Consider the following 25097-nt stretch of genomic DNA (forward strand, 5'->3'; position numbering starts at 1 on the left):
ACATTTTCTCAAAGGGGCAAATTATGGTAGTTACGGTGTTAAATTTATGCGACAATATCACATTTTCGATACAGCTAATACTGCTTTTAACGGATTGATATTGGGAGGATGCACTTTTGACAACAGTCTATATTAATGTAATTAGTATAAGCTTTATAAACCACCACTTCACCGTTACTTGCTCAATACAAATAAAAAACAATAACCCATCACATAGCCGGCAATGGGTTATTGTCACGATACGACGCTAAGTTACAGATCAACTTGCGATGGATCAGTGGTGCGCAAACGTCGTAGGCTTTGCCACGAGCTGCACATTCGGAGTCACTGTTCCATGACCCGTATTAATCACATGCTTAGTTATTGTTGAGGCCGCAGATGAAACTTGGCTTGTGGCGTTCTGGACTGCTTGACCAGACGAAGCAACGCTATTCGTAACGGCGGTCGTCACGTCATTTACGACTGATTTCACTGCCGACTCTACATTACTCTTAGACTCGTGGCGACTCTTGATTACGTTTAGCTTCTTCGTAGGATCTGGCTGCGGAGCAATGGTATTAAAGAATGCATCACCAATAAATGTCGGATCAGCACCTGCCTCACGAATTGCACGGCTAATACCGTTAGTGTCGCTACCAAAGACATTGTAGGTTACGCCATCAACCACGACAGTCTGATGCGGCTCGCCAGGAAATGGCATGCGATGGTCCTGAGGAATTCTGGCCATCTTGGTAATTTGGTCGCCAAGATTAAACGGATCAACGTTACCAGTTGCATACCAGTCACCCTTGTCAAGATTCACAACAGTACCAGGAACTGGGTGAATCTGATTCGGACCAGGAATACCGATTAAGCCGGTAATAGGGCTGATAACACCTGCGAGTGGATGGTCTAGTAGACCAATTGGCGTCGTTGCATCGCCGGCAGTTTCAGGGTGGAAGTTAGCTGGTAGTTGACCGCCGTTTTCGGCAGCAAGACGCATACTAGCTTGATCAACACCAACAGCACCCTCAGAGAATCCATACGCACGAACACTCGGGTCTCCTTGATGTCGATGGTAGAAATCAACGATCTGGTTTGCTTGATCGTTGACCGAGTCAATCATTCGCTCGTTACCACAAACAGGAGCCAGAGCGCCAGACCACTGAACCTGGTAATTGTCAGCGCCATAGTCATACGTACCAGCTTGCTTAGCATGATCAACTGGGAACTGACTAGCACCGTCACATGCACCACCAACATACACGGTAGGGTCGGCGTTCGCTACGGCGGTGCTATTAAAAATAAACCCTACAAGCGCAGCGCTAGCCAAACCGACTTTTACTGAACGTTTCAAGACGTCACTGTTCATATTTTTTTCTAAAGCGGGCCTATACTCGGCCATAAAATACCCCCATTCTGCCCACCAGTGCTACATAATTGTTGCGCCAGAATATAGTATTTCGCATGGCATGTCAAAATTAAAAATCTCATATAAATCATGGCGGATTAGGTGTGAAACAGATTAAAATATGCGATATGTTTTTTAAACAACAATACTATAAACTAGCTGTCAAACATGCGAAATATAACAGGTGCGCCAGAATTCTTTGTAGAGGAAAGACATGGTCGATACCCCAAAGAATAAATAGTAAATTACAGACACGAACCAAGCAGTTGTATTGCGCACAACCGCCTATAGAATCTATGTGACCTACGACACAAAATGGCAACACCCGCAACAAGTAGTCGCGGGTGTTGCCATGGTTAGCAGCAGCTTAATGCTGCAAACTAGGAATTTGGTTCCGACTGACTGCAGAATCTACAGCCCCTCTAGTCGGCTGGCGCTTGTGTCATATCCGGAGACAACGTTATCCGTGGTATTGTCGTCAACGAATTAACAAGGAGCGGTACCAGGTGTCCAGTACTGTGAGCCGTCCTCTGCGAAACATGGCTGCTCACCGAAGAATTCCGGAGCTGAAAGATGAACTGGAGCCGCAGCAGGAGCTGGTGGGTTCAGCACATCACGAGGAGCAGGACCGACAATGTTCAAATCAGGAACAACTGGACCACTTTGAGGAAGTGGAGCAGGTGGGTTCAATACGTTCGCCGGGTCGTCCTGTGGAGCAATCGTGTTAAAGAATGGAGTTCCGATAGGACCTGGATTTGAACCGACTTCTTGAATAGCCTGATTGATTGCGCTATTGCGATCGTCGCCGTAAATCTGGTAGTTAACACCGTCACGCTGAACATTTACGCTTGGTTCGTTACCGATGTTTGGAATTCGATGGTCTTGACCGACACGCGCAAACTTAGTGATGTCTTCACCTAAGTTAAGCGGAGCAACGTTCATGGTCGCATATGGGTCACCCGCATCCATAACCTCTGTCATGCCAGCTACTGGATGTAGTTCATCAGTAGTTGGGATACCAAGCATACCGTTGGTAATTGGCTGAATAGCCTTAGCAATTGGATGATTCTGGATTCCTACAGGGTTCCAACCATCACCAATGGCAGTTACGTGAACGTTACCAGGCAATTGTCCACCATGGTCTGCCGCAAGCTTCATAGCGGCCCAGTCGACGACACCCGCACCAAGTGAAAATCCTTCAACGTTCACTTGATCCCAGCTGTTTTGATAATATGCGTCAACAACTTTTTGACCACCGTCTGCGATTGATGCGCCGGTCTGAGTACCAAAGCCGTCGTCGCAAATTGGCGCCATTGAGGCAGGGTAGTTAATTTGAATATTATTTGCGCCAAAGTTGTAACGGCCGTCCTGAATAGCACGATCAACTGGAAGTTGGCTAGTTTTGTCGCATGCTCCGCCTACGTAAATGTTCGTATCGGCGTTTGCAGAACCAATACCGTTAAGGATGGCTCCTGTCATAGCCGCACCAGCTAAACCAAGTACAACAACTCGGTTAAGCGTGTTCTTGTTAGTAATTTTTTCTAAAGCAGGCCCGTATTTGGCCATAAAATACCCCTATTCTGCCCACCAGTACTACATAATTGTTGCGCCAGAATATAGTAATTTGCAAAATATGTCAAAATGAAAAATCTAACATTGCTATTGAGGTGCACCACCTTACAAACTAAGTAGCGCCTGAAAATAAACCGCAGCTTTCATCAATCACTTTGCTAGATGTGACCGATGTAAAAAATGCAAAGTGTTATTTATACAACACTTATATAACATACGTGCGGACAGCGCAAAATATAGTTCTAATGTTTCACTTTTGATTGCAGATATAAAAAATCCGCGCCATATGCGCGGACATCTTATTCAGGTAGACTATCACCCCTGACGAAGATTGCCAAGGAATTGCCGAACAGCTTGTCGAATAGGTCCGTTACCATTGCCAAAATTCGGCAATAGCGGAGCTACTGGAGCTGGCGCGGGAACAGGTGCGGGTGCGGGAGCTGGAGCAGGATTGCTAATATTGTTGATAAAATTATTCACGATATTACGCAAAGGCGCTGGCGCTGGAGCGGGAACAGGAGCGGGTGCGGGAGCTGGCGCAGGAGTAGCTGGGGGCGTATAAGTATTCACTGGGGCGGGAGCTGGCGCAGGAGGTACATATGGATGCACCGGCGGCGTATACGTATGATGTACTGGCGGCTGAAGATTGAGATTGATACCGTTATTCCTCGCGGCGCCATTGATAAAATCAACAACCGGATGATTGGTTTCGCTCGGTAACGCCCTAGAAATATCATTAAACATCTTGTTAACATCATTAGTTACTGCATGAACAGCAGCAGGAATCTTAGTCGGATCTTGCATAGCCTGCGCAATCAATGTTCCATCAGTATTCCCAAGATTCAGGCCATCCTGAATAACATCCGTCACCGGCTGCGGTACTGCAGCCATAATTCGCTCAGGTACAGGGCTACCGCCTAGCGACTGACTAATTCCATGCGCCAAATCAGCCTGAGCTTTGGCTGCATTTGGCGGTGGAGGTAGCGGGCCGCTGCCTGGCGTATTGCTGTTGATCGGTATTACGTCATTAAAGAAGTCATTGTAACCACTCATCACTGGAACACCCGCACCTTGCTGGATGAGCTGCGTAAACGGATGAACACCATAATCCCACTCATTATGAATGACGCCATTTGAATCAGTCCATGTGACATGCGGCGCATTCGGATCCTCGACGACATGCCCGTAACCAAGGTCTATCGCCTGCGCGAAATTACCAAGCGGAGTCTGATTGCCACCGTTGCCCCATACGTCGTTTTGTGACGTATTGACAATTGTTCCGGGAGGAAGTGGCACCTCATCTGGCGAAATACCATCCAACTTCAGAAATGGCCTCACCGCTTGAGCAGAATCACTATTCCAAAAACCTTGACTGGAAACGGGAGAGCCATTCAGTACGAGGTGGACATTTGCCGGCATAGCTCCGCCGTTATTTGCCGCTACCATTTGTGCCGTCTTAGCGGCGGCGATGGTTCCTTCAGAAAAGCCTTCTATAGTAATTTGTGCATTTGAATCATAAGACAATTGCTGTTCGATTTGCGAATATGCAGATTGAGCGCCGATGTCTGTCGAGACATCCAGTGTCGGACCAGGACTGACTGGTGCGATCGATGCGGGGTATTGAATACCGACATAGTTTGGGTCACCCGCATGCCCACCGAGTACGCCGGCCGCGGTCGGGTCACCGAAACCACCAAAGACATAGTTGGTCGTATTAACAGTCAGTCTAACATCGTAATGACGATAAGGTCTCATCGGATCGGTGTGCCATACATCGATACCGCGCATACGCATGTACATCAAACCAGCGTCAACAGCGAGAAGACCGCCAATAACAGAGGCGCCCATAACTCGATCCTGATTGCGACGAGCCTTTTTATATAATCGCTCAAAACGGCTGTCATCATCGCTTGCAGCGTATTTTTCTTGTCGCGCATCACGCTTTGCTATACGTCGCCTCTGGCGCCTAGATGTTTTTTCTTGGACACCCCAAAAAGCGAGAGCTGCCGTCTGACCCATTGCAGCACGTAAGCGACCCATGCGAGATGTCGGCTGTTCTTCATCCGATTCTTCGTCAACAACTAATTCGATCTCTGTAAACGCATAATTCCGGTCACCCTCAAACACCGGTGCCGCAAAGCTCTCTTCAAGCCCAGCTATCTCTAACGAACGCTCATCATTAATCAAAGTTTCGTAGGTTGCGAAATCAAAGTCCAAATTAAGCTCATTTGGATTACAGTTATCAGTAGTGGAGCTCGTTTCTATGCTCAACATAATATTTATGTTAATTTACCACACTTTTTCAAAAATGTCAATTATGTTATAGGCCGACAACGTGCTACTAGGGTATAATGACCTAATGGCAAAAAAATCACTACCAGAGGTGACAGTAACTCTTGATCGTATAATCGGTGGCGGTCAGACTATTGGCACGCTTTCAGATGGCAAAAAATGCCTTGTGTGGGGCGGATTGCCCGACGAAGAAGTAACCGTACAACTAACTAAGAAAAAATCTAGTTATGTCGAAGGGTATGTAACCAATGTCATTACTCCTTCGCATGAACGAACTGAACCGCGTGACCCCGGTAGCTTCCTGAGCACAAGTCCATGGCAAATTATGAATTTTAGCGCAGAAAAACATTACAAAGCCGCGCTCATAGAAGAAGCATTTGAACTGCACGACATCGTACTGCCAGTGCCTATAGACGTATGGAGCGACGGCCGAGAATACGAATATCGTAACAAAGTGGAATTTAGTTTTTGGTATGATACTGAAAAAGAAGAATTAGATCTGGCATTTTTCCGCCGTGGTACTCATGGCAAAATCACAGTACAGGGAACCAGCCTAGCAACTTCGGACATAAACAACGCGGCAAACTATGCACTACAGGCGCTTCGTGACTTAAAAGTCGACGGCCGCTCACTTAAAACACTCCTCATACGCTGCAACAGGGCAGGAAAAGTGGCTTGGCAACTCTACGTCAAAGACGAAGAATTTGACGCCAATGCAGTCCTGGAAAAAGCAATCGCCCCAGAGGTAATTTGCGCGGAGGTCATCTTTTCAAATCCTAAAAGTCCGGCCAGCGTCATCACTAAACGCCTTGCGTCCAGCAGTAACGACACTTTGACAGACACCATATTAGATGTGCCGTTTCGCTATGCCACGGAAGGCTTTTTCCAGATCAATTTACCCGTATACGAACAAGCCCTGAGCGACATGAAAGAATGGGTAGTAGCTGACAAACCGGTCGTCGACTTATATAGCGGCGTCGGCACAATTGGCCTGACGATTGGAGGCAGCGACGTGACTCTCGTAGAACTAAACGAACACGCCGTTCGAGAGATGGAACGAAACGTCGCAGAACTACATAGAGTAACGGAGGTAAAGCCGATACTCGCCGCTAGCGAAAACGCCCTTGATTATATAACTGGAGATGCCACGATCATCGTCGACCCGCCACGTGCCGGCCTACACGAAAAAGTGGTCGAGAAGTTACTTGTAGCCGCTCCAGAGCGCATAATTTACCTCAGCTGCAATCCCGTTACCCAGGCGCGTGATGTAGCGCTGCTATCAGAAAAATACGGCATTCGCCATCATCGTGGTTATAACTTCTTCCCGCGCACACCCCATATCGAACACCTTGTCGTTTTAGACGTCATACAAAAAATGTAACTCTTATTCGATTTTTACAGTCGACTAATTGCATATACAGCAGTAGCGGGGTATTGTAATAGTACACATAGCATAAGGATTATTACGTATGAAACAAGCTATAAAAAGATTTTTCATTGTCGGAGCCGCAACAACTATTATGATGGCGCCAGCTATCGCAAGTGCCGACGACAACATAACGACAAGTGACGACAGCACGACAACAAGTAGCGAAAGCGAACCGACATCGAGCCCTACAAGCGAACCGCAAAGTCGCGCGGAAAGACAGTATAGAGAGAAAATCGATGCTCGGCTTGAACAGCTCAGACAGAACCGAAAAGCAAAATCAACCGAATCGGAGTCGGACCTTCATTCCAAACTAGATACCGCAAAGAAAAAGATTTGTGAAAATCGAGCAAGTAAGATCGACGAACTTATGTCTACCATGAAGACGCGTCGCCAAAACGTCTACGACCGCATAAATAAGATAGTAACTGCCGTCGAGAACTTCTATGTATCAAAAGGCCTTTCCGTTAGTTCTTACAGCGATCTAGTTGCAGCCGTCAACGCAGCTCAATCAGCAACTCAGACAGCAATGGCAGCGGAACAAGCCGTACCAAACCTCGACTGTAGCGGAGATCACCCTCGCGCAGACGTAGCCAGCTTCAAAGAAAAACGCCAAGAAAGCATCGACGCCATGAAAGCCTATCGTGACGCCGTTAAGGACCTAATCAAGGCTGTCAAATCAGCTGCAGAAGCGGCAAATCCAACACCGACAGCAACACCTCAGGAGGGCTCAAGCAATGCACAATAAAAACGGATTCTCCATCATTGAAGCAGTTGTTCTAATGGCAGTTGTCGTTATAGTCGGGACACTTGGTTACATGGCCTACAACAACTTTGTCGCCAATAAAGACAGCGGGGCTGCGTCGACCACGGACACCGCCTCAAAAAGCATATCCACATCACCTGTTGTGATCAAGTCAAATTCAGATCTCAACAGTATAGCGAACGAACTTGATTCGATGTCACTCGAAGACAGCAGTAGCAGTAGTCAATTCGATACGGCTGCTAGCTCGTTTTAATCCGCCGATAAGCAAACTTGGCACTAACACGCCAATTACCGTGAGCGTCAGTATCGAATTGGCGAATTTCACCAGTAGGTATTTCGCTAATTTGCACTAATGCTGGATTATATGGAGCCAAAGTACGATAGTACGTCAAATCACTTGTGGAGATGTTCGCACGTCCTGGAAAAACGGCCTTGAAATGAGCACGGCCAATGTCGTCGAAGTAATGCGGACGACCTTTAGGTGGCACGAAAAGTTCTGGTTTAAGACCCATGCGATTGATAAGCTTCTTGACGTCACCAAGCGTCAAGCTTGATTGTGCAGATATATATACATAGAGCTGCTTTTTCCTAGTTAGGTAAACCGAAGCAACGGCAGTGTGACTAACGGGCACCTGACGAACTATAGTAGAGTCGATATCTACATTGAGTCCAAATAGTTTTTTGGTGTTTTCTTCAAGCGCCAAATCGTCGTAAATCGCTTCCATACGTAGGCTAGTATACCATATAGAGGTCACGCATGTAGACTTTTTTTATTATTTGTGGTATAGTATTTATTAAAGATATATTCTTTACAATTATAAGCAGTAGCATTATACTCCAAGCACACTTTATAGGAGGCAACGAAATGGCAAATCCTTTAGAAAATTACGCAGCGCATACTAACAGTAATGAGCTAGCGTTATCTAGCCGTTTCGAGAACTACGCTTTAGATAATCCAAAATCAATAAAGCAAGACACTTACCAGGATAATACTTACCGGACCGAGCGTTATACAATGCACGACGGTACAAATTATCTCGTCACTCACTCAGAACTAGGACGGCGCGCGGTACGAGACAGTAGCGATATAATGTCGCTTGAAACATCAGCCTGGTTTACAAAATTCGGTGGTTTCAATGAACGACGCCAACGTGCGCTCGCCGAACATTTCGGAATACCTTCGGTGTTTATAGGCGTTCAACAAAACGCTGAAAAAATAGGTGACATAAAACAACACGCTCGCAACATGCTAGCCATCCATGCGCATGTCGCCATTCGTTTGGGTAACGACCCTGAAAACGTCATCTTAAATGGCGTGTCGCGCGGGGCGATGAGTGCCGACACGGCCCAAGCTATAGCTCATGAGCACGACACGAAAGTTATATTCAACGACAGTCTTGTTCCATGTATGCCGCACGGGGTGTCGATTCCAAAATTCCTTGGCGGAATAAAAGACACGATGCCAAGTGAATTTACTGCCGTACGTTCCCTCAGACTCCCTGCTTCTATACTTTTGCACTATCGAAATACGGTTGACGCGTCTTTGTTTGGCTTGTTTCAGCAACTAAAAGAGACGCCGACTCTCATGGCAGGGCAGTTAGGGCGTGCCGTTCGTTCAAACCCAGACAAGGAATCATTCTTCGGCTATCAAACAGTCTACGAGGGCGATACCCTCAGCCAAGGTGAACGCTTCATGAAGCTATACAAAGATCATCCTTACACAAAAGTTGACCTTATCCCCAAGGGTGGACATCTTAGCTGCATTTCCAGCGAAGCTTATTTTGCCTGGAAGGACCGCATGGAAACAATTACGAATATCTTACACGAGGATCCTTCACGTCGATTGCTTGCCGCCAGGTCGCTATACGAACTAGCCGTCGCCGAAAATCCAGTCTTTGAAAAAGAATAAAGTCTTCATTACATAGTTGCCCGAACACTCGCACGTTATTTATTACTACAGTTAAAATCCGACATTAGTCTAAAATTCGTGTAAGCTCACGTTTATACTGCTTCGTTGGGTTATAATTGCTGTAATGGATTTTGCTGGGCGCTACAAACAGTTAAACGAAGAGCAACGCCGAGCCGTTGACACGATTGACGGACCGGTCATGGTGATAGCAGGACCGGGCACGGGTAAAACCGAATTGCTCGCTATGCGCGCAGCCAACATACTCAAACAAACCGACGAGCTGCCTGAAAATATACTATGCCTGACATTCACTGACGCCGGCGTCATCGCCATGAAAAAACGCCTCCGTGAAATCATCGGGCGCGATGCTTACAAGGTGCCGGTCATGACCTTTCACTCCTTTGGCACCGACATCATGAACCAATACCCTGAGTATTTCTATAGCGGCGCATCATTTCGACCGGCCGACGAATTAACTCAGCTACAAATAATCACTGACATCCTCGACAAGCTGCCTTATGACAACCCTCTGAAGGCCAAAATGAACGGTGAGTATACTTCGATAAAAAGTATCATTTCAGCCATTGGCGACATCAAAGGCGCCGGTCTGACAGATGAACAATTCCGTCTATTACTCAATGCGACGGAATCAACTGTCGACAAAGTTGAGCCGCTACTCGTCGACGCCATCGGCGACGGTATGCGCAGCAAAACAGCGATAACAAGATTTGAAACGTTACTAGAAAAGCTTCGAGGTATCGACGAGCCAAAGCCATTAGAAAACTTTTCGACACTCATAAAATTGTTAACGAACACCCTTGAAGATGCTCTCGGTGAAGCTAAGACACTAAACAAAACCAAGCCTCTGACCGGCTGGAAAGACCAGCTCGTTGAAAAAGATGCTGCAAAAAACATCGTTATGAAAGCTCGCAAACAACTACGAAAATTGCGCGCCCTCAACGTCGTGTATTTCGAATACTTAGACCAAATGCAGACCGCCGAATTCTATGATTTCAACGATATGATTTTGCAGGTCGTCAAAGCAATCGAGACTCAAAATGATTTACGCTATGACTTGCAGGAAAAATACCAATACATCATGGTTGATGAGTTTCAAGACACCAACATGGCACAAATGCGTATACTGCATAACCTCACCAACAATCCTGTCGTAGAGGATTCGCCTAATATACTTGTTGTTGGTGATGACGACCAAGCGATCTATGGCTTCCAAGGCGCCGAAGTGAGCAACATCCTCAATTTTCGTCATACATATCCACAAACGATCAATATCACGCTGACCAACAACTATCGCTCTGTCCAACCCGTGCTCGACAGCGCCCGAGACGTTATTACGCAGGGCAGTAACCGCCTTGAAACTCACTTGCCCGAGCTCGACAAAACACTAACAGCGCAAACAAAAACCACAAAGCCGAATCTCGAACTTGTTTCGTTTTCGACACCTCACCACGAACGTCAATGGGTTGCGTTGTCCATAAAGTCGCTTATAGATAATGGAGTGCAACCTAGTGAAATTGCTGTCATTGCTCGCAAGCACGCCGACCTTGTATCGCTCATAGGATACTTTACCGAACACGACGTACCGCTCAGTTATGACCGCAAAGACAACGTACTCGACGATGAAGCCGTCACGATACTAGAACGCATAGGGGAGACAGTGCATGCCATCGGCAATGGCAACTACGGCAAAGCAAATGCACTCTTGCCTGAGCTTATTAGCCATCCATTATGGGACGTTAATCCGACTGCCGTTTGGGAAATCAGCTTAGCGGCACATCGCGAGCGCAAACATTGGCTTGAAGTCATGCAACAACATGACGCGACTCGGCAGCTTGCTGCTTGGCTTATAGCGTGTTCGGCGCAAGCACAGCATCAACCATTAGAACGTATGCTCGACATCCTCATTGGCAACACGTCGATTGACGGTTCATACACATCGCCGTTCAAAGACTACTTTTTTGGCAGTGGTGCGCGCGAAGGCGACATGTCTACATACAGTGCTCATCTCAAGAATCTCTCGGCAATTCGCAAAGCATTGCACGATCATGCATTTGAGGTTGTATCTCCGCAGCTCGATAACTTTTTGGACTTCATGGACGCATGCCGCAACAGCGAAACACGGATTACAAGCACCCGCCATATTGGTGAGGACGGCGCCAGCGTGCAGCTACTCAGCGCTCATGGATCAAAAGGACTTGAGTTTAACCATGTATTTATCATAAATGCGACCGACGCAGTATGGGGCGAGAAGGCAAGCGGTAAATCGTCAGTAATCGCTTTTCCTCCGCATCTGCGGCTGCGCCGCAACAATAATGATTACGACGAACGTCTGCGACTCTTTTATGTTGCCATGACGAGGGCTCGACACGGTTTGCATATTGCGTATGCCAACGAAAACGATGCAACCAAAGCGATGCTCCCGGCGGCATTCTTACTCGGAAGCCCAATCCCAGCACGAGAAGAGTCGGCAGACACATCAGAACAAGCCGAACTCGATACAGCCGAACACTCATGGTATGCGCCAATTGTTAATATGCCGCAAATAACCATGCACGATTATTTGGCGCCGATCTTAAAAGATTACAAACTGAGCGCCACCCATGTGAACCGATTTATCGATGTTACGACTGGCGGCCCGCAACGATTCCTTATAGACACGCTTTTGCATTTTCCATCTGCATCGAGCCCCTTGGCAAGCTATGGCACTGCTATTCACGACACACTTCAGCGCGCACATGATCATATGCGTTCAACCGGCTCGCTACAACCAGAAGAAGATATTTTGCATGAATTCGAAAAGAATCTTGATAAACAAGAACTCACAGATAACGAACGGCGCGACTTTTTGCAAAGGGGCAGTGACGCACTGAGCGCCTTTCTTAAAACGCATCACGATAATTTTACGAAAGATCAGTTCGCGGAGCTGAACTTTGCTCATCAGGATGTAATGGTCGGTGATGCCCGCCTCACTGGAAAACTCGATGTCGTTACATTCAATAAAGACACGCTCACAGCCAGTGTCACCGATTACAAAACCGGAGGCACACTAACGTCGTGGGAAAAAGGACTTGATTATCAAAAAATTAAAGCTCACAAATACCGCCAACAACTTTTGTTTTACAAACTACTCATTGAAAACTCACGAGATTGGCGCAACTACACGATGCACGAAGGTATATTGCAATTCGTTGAGCCAAACTCTGCAGGGCAAATTGTCGACTTACAGCTTCAAGATATCGACAAAGAAGAGGTAGAGCGTTTTTCGCGTCTTATAAGCATAATCTGGAATCATATCCAAGAGTTGTCATTCCCCGACACAACGCAATACGACCAAACAATAGCAGGTATCCGCAAATTCGAAGACGATTTGCTTGCTCAAAACAAAAATTAAGAAAAACGCCACTACCATGTAGTCAGCGATGCGCGGACCCATGTGTTTGTTGCAACGCAGATATATACGTATGATGAATCCCACGCGACGGTACCCGTAGTACCTGCACTTGATGCAGACGCAGGCGCACCACCAGAACCAATCACGGGCGCTGTCAGTGTTGGACTTGTAAGGGTTTTATTCGTCAGTGTTTGAGTGCCAGTAGTAGTTACAACTGGCGCCCCACCAGCCGTCACGCTAGAAGTCTGTGCATTGACAGAAGCTCCAGTAGGAACAGTTCCTTGGAAAGCGACTCCAGGCGTATACGCCAAAGTACCTACATGGGTGTATCTAGATATTTCCGAAACAACAATTGCTGAACCATTATTATATGCTTTTATCCAGAGCTCGAAAGCCGCACCAGAACCATCTGAAATAATCTTGAAACTGTCCGCCCCCAAAGCCGTTCCGGCAGCCTTGGAAAGCAACTCAATAGAAGCTGAACTCGTGTTGGAAGTAATCCCAGCCTCAAGCGCTACAATCGCTGAAGTGTTGTGGGCAAAAGAAACAAAACTAAGACAAAGACTTATCCGATCCAAAGTGGTGTTGCCGGGGGTATACGTAAGAACTTTCGTCCATTGCCCCGAAACTGTAGACAGAGAAGTCCAAACCTTTCTTGCCGCATCTGGTGTTGCACTGGCAGGAATGTCGGTAATAGTGTTGTTTGCACCAGACAACGTCTTATTAGTAAGGGCTTGTGTACCGGAAACAGTGGCGACTTCAACACCATTTGCCTGCACAACCCCCGTACCCTTGGTTTTTATATTGAATCCTATATGAGTGTCAGACCCGTACGACTCCAAATAGGGCGCAACGCCCGTTGCGCTATTGTAAATAGTAGTAGCATTTACGGCGCCACTGTTTGCAGTAACATCGAGAACTCCTGTACCATTAGTCGCAAGAATTCTATTCACCTTCGGACTTGTTAATGTCTTGTTCGTAAGCGTCTGAGCTGACGAAACATCTACCGCATCGACGCCATTTATCTGAACAGTACCCGAACCTTGCGATGCCAAACTCAAATTTACATTCGTATCACTGCCGATAGCCCTTAGGGTCACTGGCGCACCGCCGGTGGCGCGGTTTGATATCTGCAAATAATTAACGGCACTAGCGACTGCGTTAAAAGCCATCATCACATTGGCATTGGCATCACGAATGTACCCGTCGGATATGATAGGTCCCGATATGCTCGGACTTGTCAGCGTCTTGTTCGTAAGCGTCTGAGCACCGGTGGTTGTAGCTACCGGAACGCCATTTTGATTAAGTGTACCGGTACCCTTGGGAACCATATTGATACTGATGTTGCTATCACCTCCAGTTGCAGTAAACGCAACCGGCGCAGAATTTGAACCGTATACAGCACCACCGCCACGAGGAAGATATCCGTCGGCACGACCCGGACTATTATATGCATATGAGAACAGTGAGCTAATCCGAACCTGAGCATCCCATGGTCGCCCAAGTGTATAACGAATCTTCGTGTAGGTCGTGCCGTCACCAGTGTAATAATATCTATGAACCGGATCAGAATTGTTCGTAACCGAATAAACTGTTGACCAGCCGCCCTTGTATATTTCAATCTGTACATCCTTAGTGCCCCAACCATGCGGGAACACGATACCAACATTACAACCATAGCGCTGCAAGATAGACGGGGCTATATCAACAGTGATGATGTAAGTGTCTGTTGACACTGCTGGATTGTCCAGACAAAATGAAGTATCCGCTCTGAACCAGTTGTCCGCCACTGTACCACCACCGACATTGTAAAAGCCCGTGCCGCTACCATAAGTATTGAATGGCAAGCCGTTCTTTTGTACATCTATCGCACCACCGCGCAAAAGATTGTAGGTAAGATCAGAGCTATAGTTTGGTTCAAATGTATACCAACCGTTTTCGGGATTAGTGTTAAGCGATACGCTTTTTAGAACATTTGCGGAATTGTATACGGTAACCTCAGCACGATTTGCAAGGTCTGTAGTCAGGCTCGTAACCGATGATTGAGCGATATTAGATAGAGTGTTTGATGAACCACTGATTGTCTTATTCGTCAGCGTCTGCGTGCCTGTAGTAGTAACGACGGGTACATAATTGACCCTGACCTCACCCGTACCCTTTGAGTTGAGCTCCAGATGAATATTTGCATCGTTGCCCAGTGCCTGAATTAGTGGCCCGCCACCAGCCACCTGCCCAAGAATCCTGACATAGTTAACTGAAGACGCATAAGCTGAAACCTGAAGGGAAGGCCTGTTGAAGGGGCTAAGATATACACTCTCCCACTGATCAGAAAAAGAAACGTGTTTATTTCCGGCAGGGTCATAAATCGCGTCTATCTTCGGGTTTGTCAGGGTCTTGTTGGTGAGGGATTGCGTACCGGTCGTAGTGACAACATCAACACCGTTAGCCTGAACTGTGCCGGTACCTTTGGTTGTGAGGTTGAGGTTGATATTAGTGTCGGTGCCGCTAGCCATCAGATATGGTGCGTTACCGGTGGTGTGAGCTACTGCATAAAGATAATTGACAGTGCTATCCGCTTGGAATCCGGCCCTGAACGCCACCGAAGTGGGGCTACGCAACTGGAAACCTCCGACTCCCTTAGAGTTAAGGTTAATACCGATATCAGTGTCGCTACCGCTGGCCCACACCCCAATGGACTGACCGGCAACGCTATTTGCCACAGTAAAGTAGTTGGCCGCGCTAGCAAGAGAACCAATTTCTATCGCATTATTGCCAAAAGCATCTTTGACCATGTTGATCTTCGGATTTGTCAGGGTCTTGTTGGTGAGCGTCTGCGTACCAGAAGTAGTTACGACTTCTACGCCGCCAGTATAGAGCTTCCCTGTACCCTTGGGGTTGAGGCTGATACCGATATTCGTGTCAGTACCCTGTGCGTATAGACCAACATTCGTACCAGTAATACTAGCGACGGCCTGCACATAGTTCACCGCAGACGCAGGTGCGTAAAGGGCCAGCGTGCTTAGTCCTTGAGTCGCGTCTTTGATGATATCGACTTTCGGAGTGGTGAGAGTTTTATTTGTCAGGGTCTGCGTGCCGGTAGTGGTGACTACTGATGCTCCGCCCACTGTCACATCAGTGGGCGTAATAGCAAAACGCTCAGTACCGGCTACATAAAATTTGTGACTATTACCACCAGCGGGAACCTGATATTCTTGCACGCCAGCAGAAATACCAATACCATATCCCGTATAAAACTTAAGTTTAAGGTTTCCCGAGGTGCCGACCGTGTTTGACCCAACGCTCCCACCAAGATCAAGGTAAACAGGGGTCGTACTACCTGTGAGTGCGGTACTGCCGAGGGATACATTCCCGGCGTTATCCACCACGAACTTGGATGCGCCGCCCACCTGAGCGTCGATTAGCCTTTTGGTTCCGGAGCCAGTTGCTGTTTCAGTTGGGTTAATGAGGAGTGCTGTATAGCCGGCGGTAGACGATTGATTAATTGTCGGAGATAAACTTAACGAATTCTGTGTCGATGACGACCCCATCAAAGAGCCGTTTACTAAAAGTTGATTTGCACCTGCTATACCAGATGGCGCCGCTAAGGTTGCTTTGTTTCCAGTGGCAGCAGACAGTGCGAACGTCACGCCAGAAGATGATGCAAGCACTATGTCTCGACCGGCTCCCGTACCACCTTGATCTGTTTCAAGCCAGAACGCATTACCACCCCAGCGCGCTCTTGCTCGTTCGTAGTTCGTTGTTTGGTCGGCGGTGTTATAAAAGACAAGCGTGCCAGACTGCTGTATTTCATTTGTGCCGGTGATTTGTGCTGAGGCTAGCGTCTTATTCGTCAGCGTCGCCGTCGCAGCGTTCTTCGTGGCATCACTGGTGTTGTCGACCTGATCAAGACCGACATCGGTCTTAGTGAGGGAGACAGCACCTGTTTTGGAAGCAACGGATGTGACAGGAGCAACTTCATTGAGTTTGGTTTGGACTGCAGTGGCAAGTTTGGTTTCTTCGATGGTGCCATCGGCAATGAGCGCATTGGTGATAGAACCGTCGGCTATGACAGTATCGTCAATGGTATTTGGAGCAAGGGTTTCAACAGTGATTGCCGCAGGAGCAATAGCAGCAGTTGTAACGGCATTAGGAGCAATGGCGTCGCTGGTGACACTGTCGGTTTTCAGTGTGCCGTCAGAGGCGTGAACCTGAGAGAGAAAGGTGTTGAGTATTGTTCCCCAATTACCACTGTCTCCTCCAGGAGTTGGAAGACGTGCCATAGTTTGTTTAGCCTATACTACCCTCGCTGAATATGCTTATTGTTTATGGGGTTAAGTATAGATAAGAAATAGGGAAGTGTCAAGGCGCAGCCACCATTGACAAGACTCCTATAATCGAATAAAATATTTATTCGTATACAGGGTTGACGAAAGTTCTATACTGAGTCAACTTTTTGTTTTGTACCTTCCAAGTAATAGATACGGATTGTACTTAACTCGGTCAACCGGGGTGTAGTTTAATGTAGGTAAAACCTTTCGCACCACGAAAGAGTTGCAGGTTCGAATCCTGTCACCCCGACTAATCGCCGTTCATTCGTTCGGCGAATCGTTTACGATTACCGAATCGAGAACGGGCATGCAATGTCAAACCTGTAAAGGCTCTGGCGTTTGCCAAGGCTGTCGCGGCAAAGGCTGCAACAACTGTTATTCAAAACGAAACGTCATGGGTGGCTGGGGAGGCACCTATGGCAATGGCGATTGTGCCGTATGTCGAGGCAAAGGCCATAAATAACTTGCGGCGCACACTACAATGCCGCATGGGGTAGTGGACAACCACAAATAACAACAAACTCATTGTTGGGATGATAAAGACCGTCCGTGGGAAAAACTCGCTGCAGCACAGCACGTCCACGCGGTGGAGGATGTATTATTAAAATACATCCTCCACCACCCAATATCTATTACTTCCGCCTGCTTCGATTGAAGCAGGCGATTTTCATTCTCTGTATAATAAGATACGTCTAATCAAATGAAATCATTTTGGCACGAACTACCACGCCCATTTTTTGTTCTGGCTCCCATGGAGGCAGTAACTGACGTTGTGTTTCGCCATGTAGTCGCAGCAGCCACACCGCCAGACGTGTGGTTTACCGAATTTACCAATGCTACAGGCTGGGCGCACGCAGGTGACAAAGCCATAGGCGGAAGGCTAATAAAAACAGATGATGAACACCCAATCGTCGCGCAACTCTGGGGGAGTGACCCTGAGAGCATGGAGAAGCTTGCTCATCACTGTGCCAAGCTCGGCTACGATGGCATCGATATCAACATGGGGTGCCCCGACCAAAGTGCGGTCAAAAGTGGTGGCGGTGCAGGTATGATACAAAATCCCGAAAATGCGGCGGCTATTATTGCCGCTGCCAAAACCAGCGGCCTACCTGTTAGTGTAAAAACACGTCTTGGCTATAGTCGAGTGGACGAATGGTCCGGCTGGCTGACGCACCTGCTACAGCAAGACCTCGTCAACCTTACCATCCACCTGCGCACGAAAAAGGAAATGAGCAAAGTACCGGCGCATTTCGAGCTAGTGCCAGACATCAAAAAACTTCGCGACGACATAGCGCCGCACACGCTCCTTACTATCAACGGAGACATCGAAAACCGCCAACACGGCATGCAGCTTGTTCAGGAATACGGCGTCGATGGCATCATGATTGGTCGTGGCGTGTTCCACGATCCCTTTGCGTTTTCGCAATCCAACGAATCAAATAGCAACACTGCTGAGTCAACGCAAAAACGAATTGAGCTTTTGCGTCTTCAGCTCGACCTCTACGACCAATATAGCGAACAAACAGGACGACCGTTCGACACGCTCAAAAGATTCTTCAAAATATATATCCGAGACTTTACTGGCGCAGCAGAACTTCGCGATCGTCTTATGCACACTACAAACACCAGCGAGGTACGTGAAGCCCTCGATACATACCTAGCTAAAGATTAATCAGGCTCGAAAGACTCGAGAGGCTACCCTGAGCTCCGCCTGCCATACCGCTGGCTAAATTCAACTGAGACAAGACACCGCTAAAGGAACTCGTTAGACCCGAAATGGCGCTACCGCCACCACCACCGAGTAAACTCGTAAGATTTGTTAGGTCACCAAGGCTAGAGAGATTTCCTATACCTCCTAATAAACCAGACATCATGCTAGTAAACTGTGAAATTAATGATACTAGCAGCGTCACGACCGATCCGACTACCGAACCGATGGTACCCATGATAGATTTAATATTGTCGAGCCGCTTCTGAGCAGCATCAGCAACATCCTGACTTGTGACTTTGAAATCACCACAAGTTACGCTTGATCCGGATTGTGCAATCGTGGCATCAATAGACGTATCGCCCGATTTTAGTCCTTTTGCGCAATCTTTTAGCTGTGTCACTCGCGTTTGAAGATTATTGTAAGCCGTTTTAAGGTTGTCTACTACGCCGTTTACGGTGTCGACCGCTTGGGTGACTGCTCCCTGCACATTCACTAGCGTATCGACGACCATTTGCTGATATAAATTATTCGCAAGCTCCTTTAATTTACTCAGCGTGGGGCTATTTTTAACCTTATCAACCATTGACTGCAGTCCGTCAACAATTTTTTGTAAATACTGCTTCACCTTATCTTTAAAAGCGCTACTAATAGATATGTCACCATGAATACCCGTGTCATCAACGGTAAAGGTATAGCTACTACCATTTGGTCCTGTCTTCGTCTTTTCAATACCGTCCTTCGAGACACTGCCAGACGCCGTACTGCCATTTTCGCGAGTCTTCGTATATGATGTACCTTCGCTATTTATCTCGGCTGAGGCTGTTCCCTTTAAGGAAGATTTTTCGTAAGTTACACCGTCTTTTCCGACATGCACATCCACGGTTAAACTTTGAATGGTCTTCTTATAGTTATCGATGCGTCGATTAATTTCCGAAAGTACTTTATCCTTAAGATCTTGCAACGCAGCCGCATTAGCAGACTGTGCCTGCGAGTAGGTTGTCATAGGACCATAGGCTGCAAGCAACATGCTCAACATCGCGAACATAGCAATCATATATGTTTTTTTTGAGGAAGTAATAAAAGATACGAGATTCATCTAGCTATCCAACTTTATTTGATTTTTTTCATCATCGAGCGCCGCCTTCGCAGCATCTTCGGCTGTCTTCGCTTGTTTCAAACTAGCGTTTACATCATCGAGATTCTTTTTTACGTCACTACTCGTCACAGCTTTTGTATCTGTCGACGAAGTAGCAGTCGTATCCTTACTTGACGATTGAGGGGCCGTGCCCATTTGCGCAAGAAACATCACAAAAATACCAATCAGTACGAGAAACGCTCCTATCGATGCAAGTACGATCCAAAGGAGCTTATTTGATTTTTTATCTATTTGTTCCATGCGTAATATCTCCCGTTCCCACAATCAACAGTTCGACAATGTCATGTATTGTCGATACAGCCTAGGATAATTGCGAAATTCCGCCATTTTTTTTACTTTTTATTTTTCTCTATTATATCGCATATAGTATCACAAGCGTGATACCTCGCGCAACTCACTAAACCGAGGCTGGTGTACTCACAAAATCAATCGGCAATGTTGCATCCGTCAACGTTAGGTATGTTCCAACTTGGAACGCTACACCGGCGTGAAGGGCAATATCACGACGACTTTGAACTTCCATATCATCTCTCTCGCGGCTAGAATCTCTTTCAGAAAAACATGCAACAGCATTTGCAAGTGTTTGGACACGCCAATAGTCGCACACAAAAACTTGTGGCAATTCATCTGGTGAGACTTCGGGAAAGCGCTCCATCAACAATCGACGGAGCTTTGTTTGTGAAAACGTATAGCCGTCTTCGTAGTTAACGATGAGTCGCTTTTCATTGTGATTTGCGCCGAGATTTTTAATAACAGCTGCCTTTTTGCGATCGGCATTATTTTTCTCGGTTTTAAGAATTGCATCTTGTGCCGCCTCTAAACGCGTCACGCCATTACTATCGATAAGATAATTTGCGTCTCCTGTAGTTTCAGCCCACCTAGCAAGCACCCTGTCAGTGACATCCGAATCGTAAACATCTTTTGAATAACTCATGAGTAACGCTACGCCACCGGCTGGCGATTCAGCTTCGTAAGCTTTACCTGATATGATAACGTCTTCCTTGTCATTGGCACCGCAGTCGGTAAGGCCGTCGCCAAATTTACCGTGTGAACCGATATGTCCACCACAATAGATGTGCTGTTTTGCCAGCTGATCTGCCAAATAGGCGATATCCTGCTCAGGAGATGTGCCACGATCACCAAGTGCTTGTAGCATCGCAAGGGCAGTAATGTACCCGCCACCAGCAACCTTTGCGCGTTCATGATCGCCATTATCTTCTACGCTTACCGTAGCAAAATCGTCGCCTTCAGGATACGCAATCTCGCAAACACACCGACCATCTACACAACCGTCATCCTCATGTGTGCAGCGAACCATGCATTCACCACTATTAATAATTTCAATTAGAGCCAAGGCCATCTCTGGTCGTTCCTGCTCGAAGTCTTTATAGCTGATTGTCGCGTCCTGCTTACCGCCGCCCGGGCCCGGGACCGTCTCAATCACCTCGACATTCGTTATTTCATCGCTATCAATCGTTGCTAAAACCATGTGTTCACTCACGTAATTATCCTTGTTTCATATTAAAACCAAGGATAGATTGTACTCCTATTAGGCGGCAATGCAAGGATAGAACTTTACCGATGGTGCCTGCGACGCAAATCGGCGACTTTCAGACGAACTGCATGTCGATCGATGAGCTGCTTAGCCTTATTAAGTTCAACCTGATCTTTGGCGCTTTCGCGCATCTTCATGGCACGATCTAGCGCTGCCTTGCTTTCGGCTTCAATAATATCTTCACCGCTATCGGCTTCATCTACAAGGACGCGTAATCCCTGAGGATTGACTTCAATTACGCCTCCGCTTATTGCGAAGTATTCAAGTTTGCTGTCCGGATCACCTTTGGCATAGCGAACAGCAATCGCGCCTGGCACAGCTATGCTGACGAGTGGCTCGTGTCCGGGGAACACACCAATCTCTCCTGCAGCAGTCGGCAACACGACTTCGTAGGCTTCCTGGTCGACTTTAGTACCCAGAAGTGTAATCAGTTGAAATTTCATTAGTTTTATTCTATCAAATTATCGCTAAAAAATCACCTGCAATACCCATTGACATAGCAAACCATAAGCATATAATCGCATACTGCAGTCGTGAGTCGAGCTGCTAACGAGGAGGGGATACGTTTGAATTTTTAGCAGCTTACAGGCACGTACGAGCTAACTACGAGATGTGGCGAGAAGATCGGAGTCCTCTTATAGAATATGAAGTACTAACAGCGCTCGAATGGCTTGAAAAATACGGCAATCATTCACGCGATGAGAACAAGGACGAAGAAGATATAAATAAGGATGACAATCAATAAAAAACGCCACCTCACTACGAGACGGCGTTTCTTAGTTCGACGAATTTATTTCTTCTTTTCGTCCTTTTTTGACTCCTTTTTTGGAGCATCTTTTTCACTGAGTGGACCAGGCGCCATGTAGAACCAACTTTCTGGCTTGTCGTCGTATTTACCAGCGAGGATATCTGCTGCGTCCTTGATCGTGTCTTCGAGCTTGGCATACACACCCTTGTTACCAGTGAACTGCTCGGCAACGTGGAACGGCTGCGCAAAGAAGCGCTGCAAACGACGAGCACGGTTAACGGTCGCTTTTTGCTCATCAGAGAGTTCTTCCATACCAAGGATTGCAATGATATCTTGCAAGTCTTTGTATTCCTGCATCGTGCGCTGGACTTCACGGGCTACGCGGTAGTGTTCTTCACCAACAATTTCAGGATCAAGCGAGTTCGACGTACTATCGAGCACATCCACGGCTGGATAAATACCGATTTCAGTTAAAGCACGGTTCATCACGATGGTCGCGTCGAGATGGGCAAATGTAGTCGCTGGTGCTGGGTCCGTCAAGTCGTCGGCCGGCACGTACACAGCCTGTACGGAGGTAATCGAGCCCTTTTTCGTACTCGTGATACGTTCTTGTAGCATACCCATTTCTTGTTGCAAGTTCGGCTGATAGCCCACAGCTGAAGGTAGGCGGCCGAGTAGGGCAGACACCTCAGAACCTGCCTGTGTGTAACGGAAGATGTTGTCGATAAAGAGCAGCACGTCCTGACCTTCGTCACGAAACGCTTCTGCCATGGCAAGACCACTAAGCGCAACACGAAGACGCGCTCCAGGTGGCTCGTTCATCTGACCAAAGACAAGTGCAGTTTGCGGCAACACGCCCGCATCTTTCATCTCGTAATACAGGTCGTTACCCTCACGAGTACGCTCACCGACACCAGCAAACACAGAGTTGCCACTGTGGAACTTGGCGATGTTAAAGATTAGCTCCTGAATCAGAACTGTCTTACCCACGCCGGCACCGGCAAATAGACCAGCCTTACCACCCTTGGTAAGTGGCGCCACGAGGTCAATGACCTTAATGCCAGTTTCTAGAATTTCGGCTTTGTTTGACTGTTCCGTCAGTGCTGGCGGATCCTTGTGAATCGGTGCAGTCTTGGCGTTTTTCGGAGCTGGCTGGCCATCAATTGGCTCGCCAACAACGTTAAACATACGGCCTTGCGTCGCGTCGCCAACTGGCACGCTAATCGGAGCGCCAGTGTCTACAACCACCTGACCGCGCTTCAAACCGTCTGTACTAGAAAGGGCGATAGCACGCACCGTGTGTTCGTCGAGGTGCTGTGCGACTTCAAGTGTAATCGTGTGACCCTGATGTTCTACATGCAGTGCATGGTAAATTGCTGGTGGCTGAGTGTCATCACTGAATTCAACGTCAACAACCACGCCGACAACGGCGATAATCTTGCCGTCTTTGAGTTTCGTATTTTCCGCTGTCTTCGTCATAAATTCTTCTCCTTATTCACATTATCTGGTTTGAGTAGTAGTTCTGGTCTTTGTATGCAAATGATTTTTTGAAATAGTTGCGCTCGTTGCCACCGGTCTTGAATCATGTAGTTGAGAATCGGCCTTTCGCTGTCTATTACCGGCATTCGCGTTTCCGCTTCGGACTGCGGCGAGGCTAACGAACGCGCTGCGCCATCTGCCCCTAACTCAAAACTTCTCATTTCATCGCCTCCACACCGCCGCTAATCTCGGCAAGCTCTTGGGTAATTGCGCTCTGGCGAGCTTTGTTCATTTCAAGCGTCAGGTCATCAATTAGATCGTTTGCGTTGTCGGTAGCATTTTTCATGGCTAGCATACGCATGATGTACTCGCTGGCGCGGGCGGTCAAAAGTGCATGGTACACCTGTGCTTCAATCAAGCGATAGGTGATAGCAGCCAAGACTTCTTCAGTACTTGGTTCGAACTCGGCGGTTCGTACGGCTTCACTGACTTCTGTTTTTTCAAAACCTGCAGGCAAAATTCGCTGCGTGGTCGCTTGTTGCTGGACAGTACTGATAAACTCGGTAAATACCACGTCAACGGCGTCAACGTCTCCCTTTTTGAATGCCTCGACGGCAGTGTCGACGATTGTACGTAATTGATTGCCAGCCGGATCGTCAGGCAAGTCCTGGTAGGCGGCAATGACCGGCGTATCTTTAAGTCGTGCAGCGAACCTGTTAGCACGACGACCGACGGCGATTGTCTGATTCTTTACGCCCGCGGCATCGTCTTCGATGAGATGACGATGATATAGCTTCAACACGTTCGAATCATACGCTCCTGCCAAACCTTTGTCAGTTGCTATTACTATAAGTAAGCGACTTTTGATTTTGTCGGCCTTGCGAAACAGGGGATCACGATCGGTCTCGCCCTGACTAGCCAGATAGGTAAGAAGTTCGTTGGCAGCTTGTGTATATGGACCAGACGCCTTTTCATTTTCTTGTGCTTTTCGCATCTTGCTAGCGGCGACCAGCTGCATAGCCTTAGTAATCTGCTTCGTTGATTTGACTGAGCGAATTCGGGTCTTTAGTGCTCTTGTTGACGACATTACTTCGCCTCCCAATCGGGCCCAAGCATGTCATGGCCCGAATCATTCAGTTTAGCCGGCCGCACGTTAACGTAGCCATAGTTACGGTTCATTCGAACGGCAACCGCCGCATCATCAATGGCGTGCGTTGCGAAGCTTCGTGATTTCTTACGACTAAGAATAGATCGGAGCGATTTTATCACCTCTTTGCAATCTTCCACTATCGAATCCGAAGGCGCATTAAACACCTCAGGAATCATAGTCATTTTTGCTCCTTCGAAAGGCAT

Annotated in this window: 20 protein-coding genes and 1 tRNA gene; 7 read left to right on the forward strand and 14 right to left on the reverse strand. The window is 47.4% G+C overall.

Features of this window, described 5'->3' with window-relative positions; translation table 11 throughout:
* Window positions 1-274: 274 nt before the first annotated feature.
* The 3 genes from H6797_03740 to H6797_03750 form a co-directional block, all read right to left on the reverse strand.
* On the reverse strand, window positions 275-1384 hold the full coding sequence (locus H6797_03740; GenBank protein USN96164.1) for a hypothetical protein: 1110 nt from the start codon (window positions 1382-1384) through the stop codon (window positions 275-277).
* A 492-nt stretch (window positions 1385-1876) separates the two neighbouring features.
* On the reverse strand, window positions 1877-2956 hold the full coding sequence (locus tag H6797_03745; protein ID USN96165.1) for a PE-PPE domain-containing protein: 1080 nt from the start codon (window positions 2954-2956) through the stop codon (window positions 1877-1879).
* Window positions 2957-3277: 321 nt separating this feature from the next.
* Window positions 3278-5236 carry a PE-PPE domain-containing protein gene (locus H6797_03750; GenBank protein ID USN96166.1) on the reverse strand — a complete coding sequence of 653 codons (1959 nt, stop codon included), beginning with the start codon at window positions 5234-5236 and terminating at the stop codon, window positions 3278-3280.
* Window positions 5237-5321: 85 nt separating this feature from the next.
* On the opposite strand from H6797_03750, the gene H6797_03755 reads away from it, so the two are divergent.
* From H6797_03755 to H6797_03765, 3 genes are all read left to right on the forward strand, one after another.
* Window positions 5322-6635, forward strand: a complete 1314-nt coding sequence (locus H6797_03755; GenBank protein ID USN96167.1) for a class I SAM-dependent RNA methyltransferase — start codon at window positions 5322-5324, stop codon at window positions 6633-6635.
* A gap of 88 nt (window positions 6636-6723) precedes the next feature.
* Window positions 6724-7428 (forward strand): hypothetical protein, encoded by a 705-nt coding sequence (locus H6797_03760; GenBank protein ID USN96168.1) that lies wholly within the window; start codon window positions 6724-6726, stop codon window positions 7426-7428.
* Window positions 7418-7699: a hypothetical protein gene (locus tag H6797_03765; GenBank protein ID USN96169.1), complete on the forward strand. Its 282-nt coding sequence runs from the start codon at window positions 7418-7420 to the stop codon at window positions 7697-7699. The genes H6797_03760 and H6797_03765 overlap by 11 nt, the downstream gene beginning before the upstream one ends.
* Here H6797_03765 and H6797_03770 read toward each other — a convergent pair.
* Window positions 7686-8171, reverse strand: coding sequence for a hypothetical protein (locus H6797_03770; protein ID USN96170.1), 486 nt, complete (start codon window positions 8169-8171; stop codon window positions 7686-7688). The two genes, H6797_03765 and H6797_03770, sit on opposite strands and share 14 nt — an antisense overlap.
* Window positions 8172-8311: 140 nt before the next feature.
* On the opposite strand from H6797_03770, the gene H6797_03775 reads away from it, so the two are divergent.
* The gene (locus tag H6797_03775; GenBank protein ID USN96171.1) at window positions 8312-9355 is read left to right on the forward strand and encodes a hypothetical protein; all 1044 of its coding nucleotides are present in this window, start codon (window positions 8312-8314) and stop codon (window positions 9353-9355) included.
* 124 nt (window positions 9356-9479) lie between these two features.
* On the forward strand, window positions 9480-12767 hold the full coding sequence (locus H6797_03780; GenBank protein USN96172.1) for an ATP-dependent helicase: 3288 nt from the start codon (window positions 9480-9482) through the stop codon (window positions 12765-12767).
* Window positions 12768-12778: 11 nt separating this feature from the next.
* Here the strand turns inward: H6797_03780 and H6797_03785 are convergent, their stop codons facing one another.
* Window positions 12779-17047 (reverse strand): hypothetical protein, encoded by a 4269-nt coding sequence (locus H6797_03785; protein ID USN96173.1) that lies wholly within the window; start codon window positions 17045-17047, stop codon window positions 12779-12781.
* A gap of 225 nt (window positions 17048-17272) precedes the next feature.
* Between H6797_03785 and H6797_03790 the strand changes: the two genes are divergently transcribed.
* A tRNA-Gly gene (locus H6797_03790) sits at window positions 17273-17345 on the forward strand.
* Window positions 17346-17474: 129 nt separating this feature from the next.
* Here the strand turns inward: H6797_03790 and H6797_03795 are convergent.
* On the reverse strand, window positions 17475-17621 hold the full coding sequence (locus tag H6797_03795; GenBank protein ID USN96174.1) for a hypothetical protein: 147 nt from the start codon (window positions 17619-17621) through the stop codon (window positions 17475-17477).
* Window positions 17622-17795: 174 nt separating this feature from the next.
* On the opposite strand from H6797_03795, the gene H6797_03800 reads away from it, so the two are divergent.
* Window positions 17796-18767, forward strand: a complete 972-nt coding sequence (locus H6797_03800; protein USN96175.1) for a tRNA-dihydrouridine synthase — start codon at window positions 17796-17798, stop codon at window positions 18765-18767.
* On the opposite strand, the gene H6797_03805 is transcribed toward H6797_03800, so the two are convergent.
* From H6797_03805 to H6797_03840, 8 genes are all read right to left on the reverse strand, one after another.
* A complete protein-coding gene (locus tag H6797_03805) occupies window positions 18757-19860 on the reverse strand; it encodes a hypothetical protein (GenBank protein ID USN96176.1) in 1104 nt (367 codons plus the stop codon). The genes H6797_03800 and H6797_03805 overlap by 11 nt on opposite strands.
* 42 nt (window positions 19861-19902) lie before the next feature.
* Window positions 19903-20202 carry a hypothetical protein gene (locus tag H6797_03810; GenBank protein ID USN96177.1) on the reverse strand — a complete coding sequence of 100 codons (300 nt, stop codon included), beginning with the start codon at window positions 20200-20202 and terminating at the stop codon, window positions 19903-19905.
* 157 nt (window positions 20203-20359) lie between these two features.
* Window positions 20360-21463 carry a hypothetical protein gene (locus H6797_03815; GenBank protein ID USN96178.1) on the reverse strand — a complete coding sequence of 368 codons (1104 nt, stop codon included), beginning with the start codon at window positions 21461-21463 and terminating at the stop codon, window positions 20360-20362.
* Window positions 21464-21537: 74 nt separating this feature from the next.
* A complete protein-coding gene (gene atpC, locus H6797_03820; GenBank protein USN96179.1) occupies window positions 21538-21960 on the reverse strand; it encodes an ATP synthase F1 subunit epsilon in 423 nt (140 codons plus the stop codon).
* 347 nt (window positions 21961-22307) lie between these two features.
* On the reverse strand, window positions 22308-23744 hold the full coding sequence (atpD, locus tag H6797_03825; GenBank protein USN96180.1) for a F0F1 ATP synthase subunit beta: 1437 nt from the start codon (window positions 23742-23744) through the stop codon (window positions 22308-22310).
* Entirely contained in the window at window positions 23741-23965 is a 225-nt protein-coding gene (locus tag H6797_03830; GenBank protein USN96181.1) for a hypothetical protein, read from the reverse strand. Before H6797_03830 ends, atpD begins: the two co-directional genes overlap by 4 nt.
* Window positions 23962-24831: an ATP synthase F1 subunit gamma gene (atpG, locus tag H6797_03835; GenBank protein ID USN96182.1), complete on the reverse strand. Its 870-nt coding sequence runs from the start codon at window positions 24829-24831 to the stop codon at window positions 23962-23964. The genes H6797_03830 and atpG overlap by 4 nt, the downstream gene beginning before the upstream one ends.
* A complete protein-coding gene (locus H6797_03840; GenBank protein USN96183.1) occupies window positions 24831-25097 on the reverse strand; it encodes a hypothetical protein in 267 nt (88 codons plus the stop codon). The genes atpG and H6797_03840 overlap by 1 nt, the downstream gene beginning before the upstream one ends.

Source organism: Candidatus Nomurabacteria bacterium, from assembly GCA_023898645.1.
Taxonomy (GTDB): Bacteria; Patescibacteriota; Saccharimonadia; order Saccharimonadales; family Saccharimonadaceae; genus UBA2112.

What these genes read in the sequence shown, in the direction of transcription:
- atpD (USN96180.1), bottom strand. Translation starts at nt 23,744, where the DNA reads ATGACGAAGACAGCGGAAAATACGAAACTCAAAGACGGCAAGATTATC.
- H6797_03740 (USN96164.1), bottom strand. Translation starts at nt 1,384, where the DNA reads ATGGCCGAGTATAGGCCCGCTTTAGAAAAAAATATGAACAGTGACGTC.
- H6797_03805 (USN96176.1), bottom strand. Translation starts at nt 19,860, where the DNA reads ATGATTGCTATGTTCGCGATGTTGAGCATGTTGCTTGCAGCCTATGGT.
- H6797_03785 (USN96173.1), bottom strand. Translation starts at nt 17,047, where the DNA reads ATGGCACGTCTTCCAACTCCTGGAGGAGACAGTGGTAATTGGGGAACA.
- H6797_03775 (USN96171.1), top strand. Translation starts at nt 8,312, where the DNA reads ATGGCAAATCCTTTAGAAAATTACGCAGCGCATACTAACAGTAATGAG.
- atpC (USN96179.1), bottom strand. Translation starts at nt 21,960, where the DNA reads ATGAAATTTCAACTGATTACACTTCTGGGTACTAAAGTCGACCAGGAA.
- H6797_03745 (USN96165.1), bottom strand. Translation starts at nt 2,956, where the DNA reads ATGGCCAAATACGGGCCTGCTTTAGAAAAAATTACTAACAAGAACACG.
- H6797_03780 (USN96172.1), top strand. Translation starts at nt 9,480, where the DNA reads ATGGATTTTGCTGGGCGCTACAAACAGTTAAACGAAGAGCAACGCCGA.
- H6797_03795 (USN96174.1), bottom strand. Translation starts at nt 17,621, where the DNA reads ATGAGTTTGTTGTTATTTGTGGTTGTCCACTACCCCATGCGGCATTGT.
- H6797_03810 (USN96177.1), bottom strand. Translation starts at nt 20,202, where the DNA reads ATGGAACAAATAGATAAAAAATCAAATAAGCTCCTTTGGATCGTACTT.
- H6797_03830 (USN96181.1), bottom strand. Translation starts at nt 23,965, where the DNA reads ATGAGAAGTTTTGAGTTAGGGGCAGATGGCGCAGCGCGTTCGTTAGCC.
- H6797_03800 (USN96175.1), top strand. Translation starts at nt 17,796, where the DNA reads ATGAAATCATTTTGGCACGAACTACCACGCCCATTTTTTGTTCTGGCT.
- H6797_03760 (USN96168.1), top strand. Translation starts at nt 6,724, where the DNA reads ATGAAACAAGCTATAAAAAGATTTTTCATTGTCGGAGCCGCAACAACT.
- H6797_03840 (USN96183.1), bottom strand. Translation starts at nt 25,097, where the DNA reads ATGCCTTTCGAAGGAGCAAAAATGACTATGATTCCTGAGGTGTTTAAT.
- H6797_03750 (USN96166.1), bottom strand. Translation starts at nt 5,236, where the DNA reads ATGTTGAGCATAGAAACGAGCTCCACTACTGATAACTGTAATCCAAAT.
- H6797_03755 (USN96167.1), top strand. Translation starts at nt 5,322, where the DNA reads ATGGCAAAAAAATCACTACCAGAGGTGACAGTAACTCTTGATCGTATA.
- H6797_03765 (USN96169.1), top strand. Translation starts at nt 7,418, where the DNA reads ATGCACAATAAAAACGGATTCTCCATCATTGAAGCAGTTGTTCTAATG.
- H6797_03770 (USN96170.1), bottom strand. Translation starts at nt 8,171, where the DNA reads ATGGAAGCGATTTACGACGATTTGGCGCTTGAAGAAAACACCAAAAAA.
- atpG (USN96182.1), bottom strand. Translation starts at nt 24,831, where the DNA reads ATGTCGTCAACAAGAGCACTAAAGACCCGAATTCGCTCAGTCAAATCA.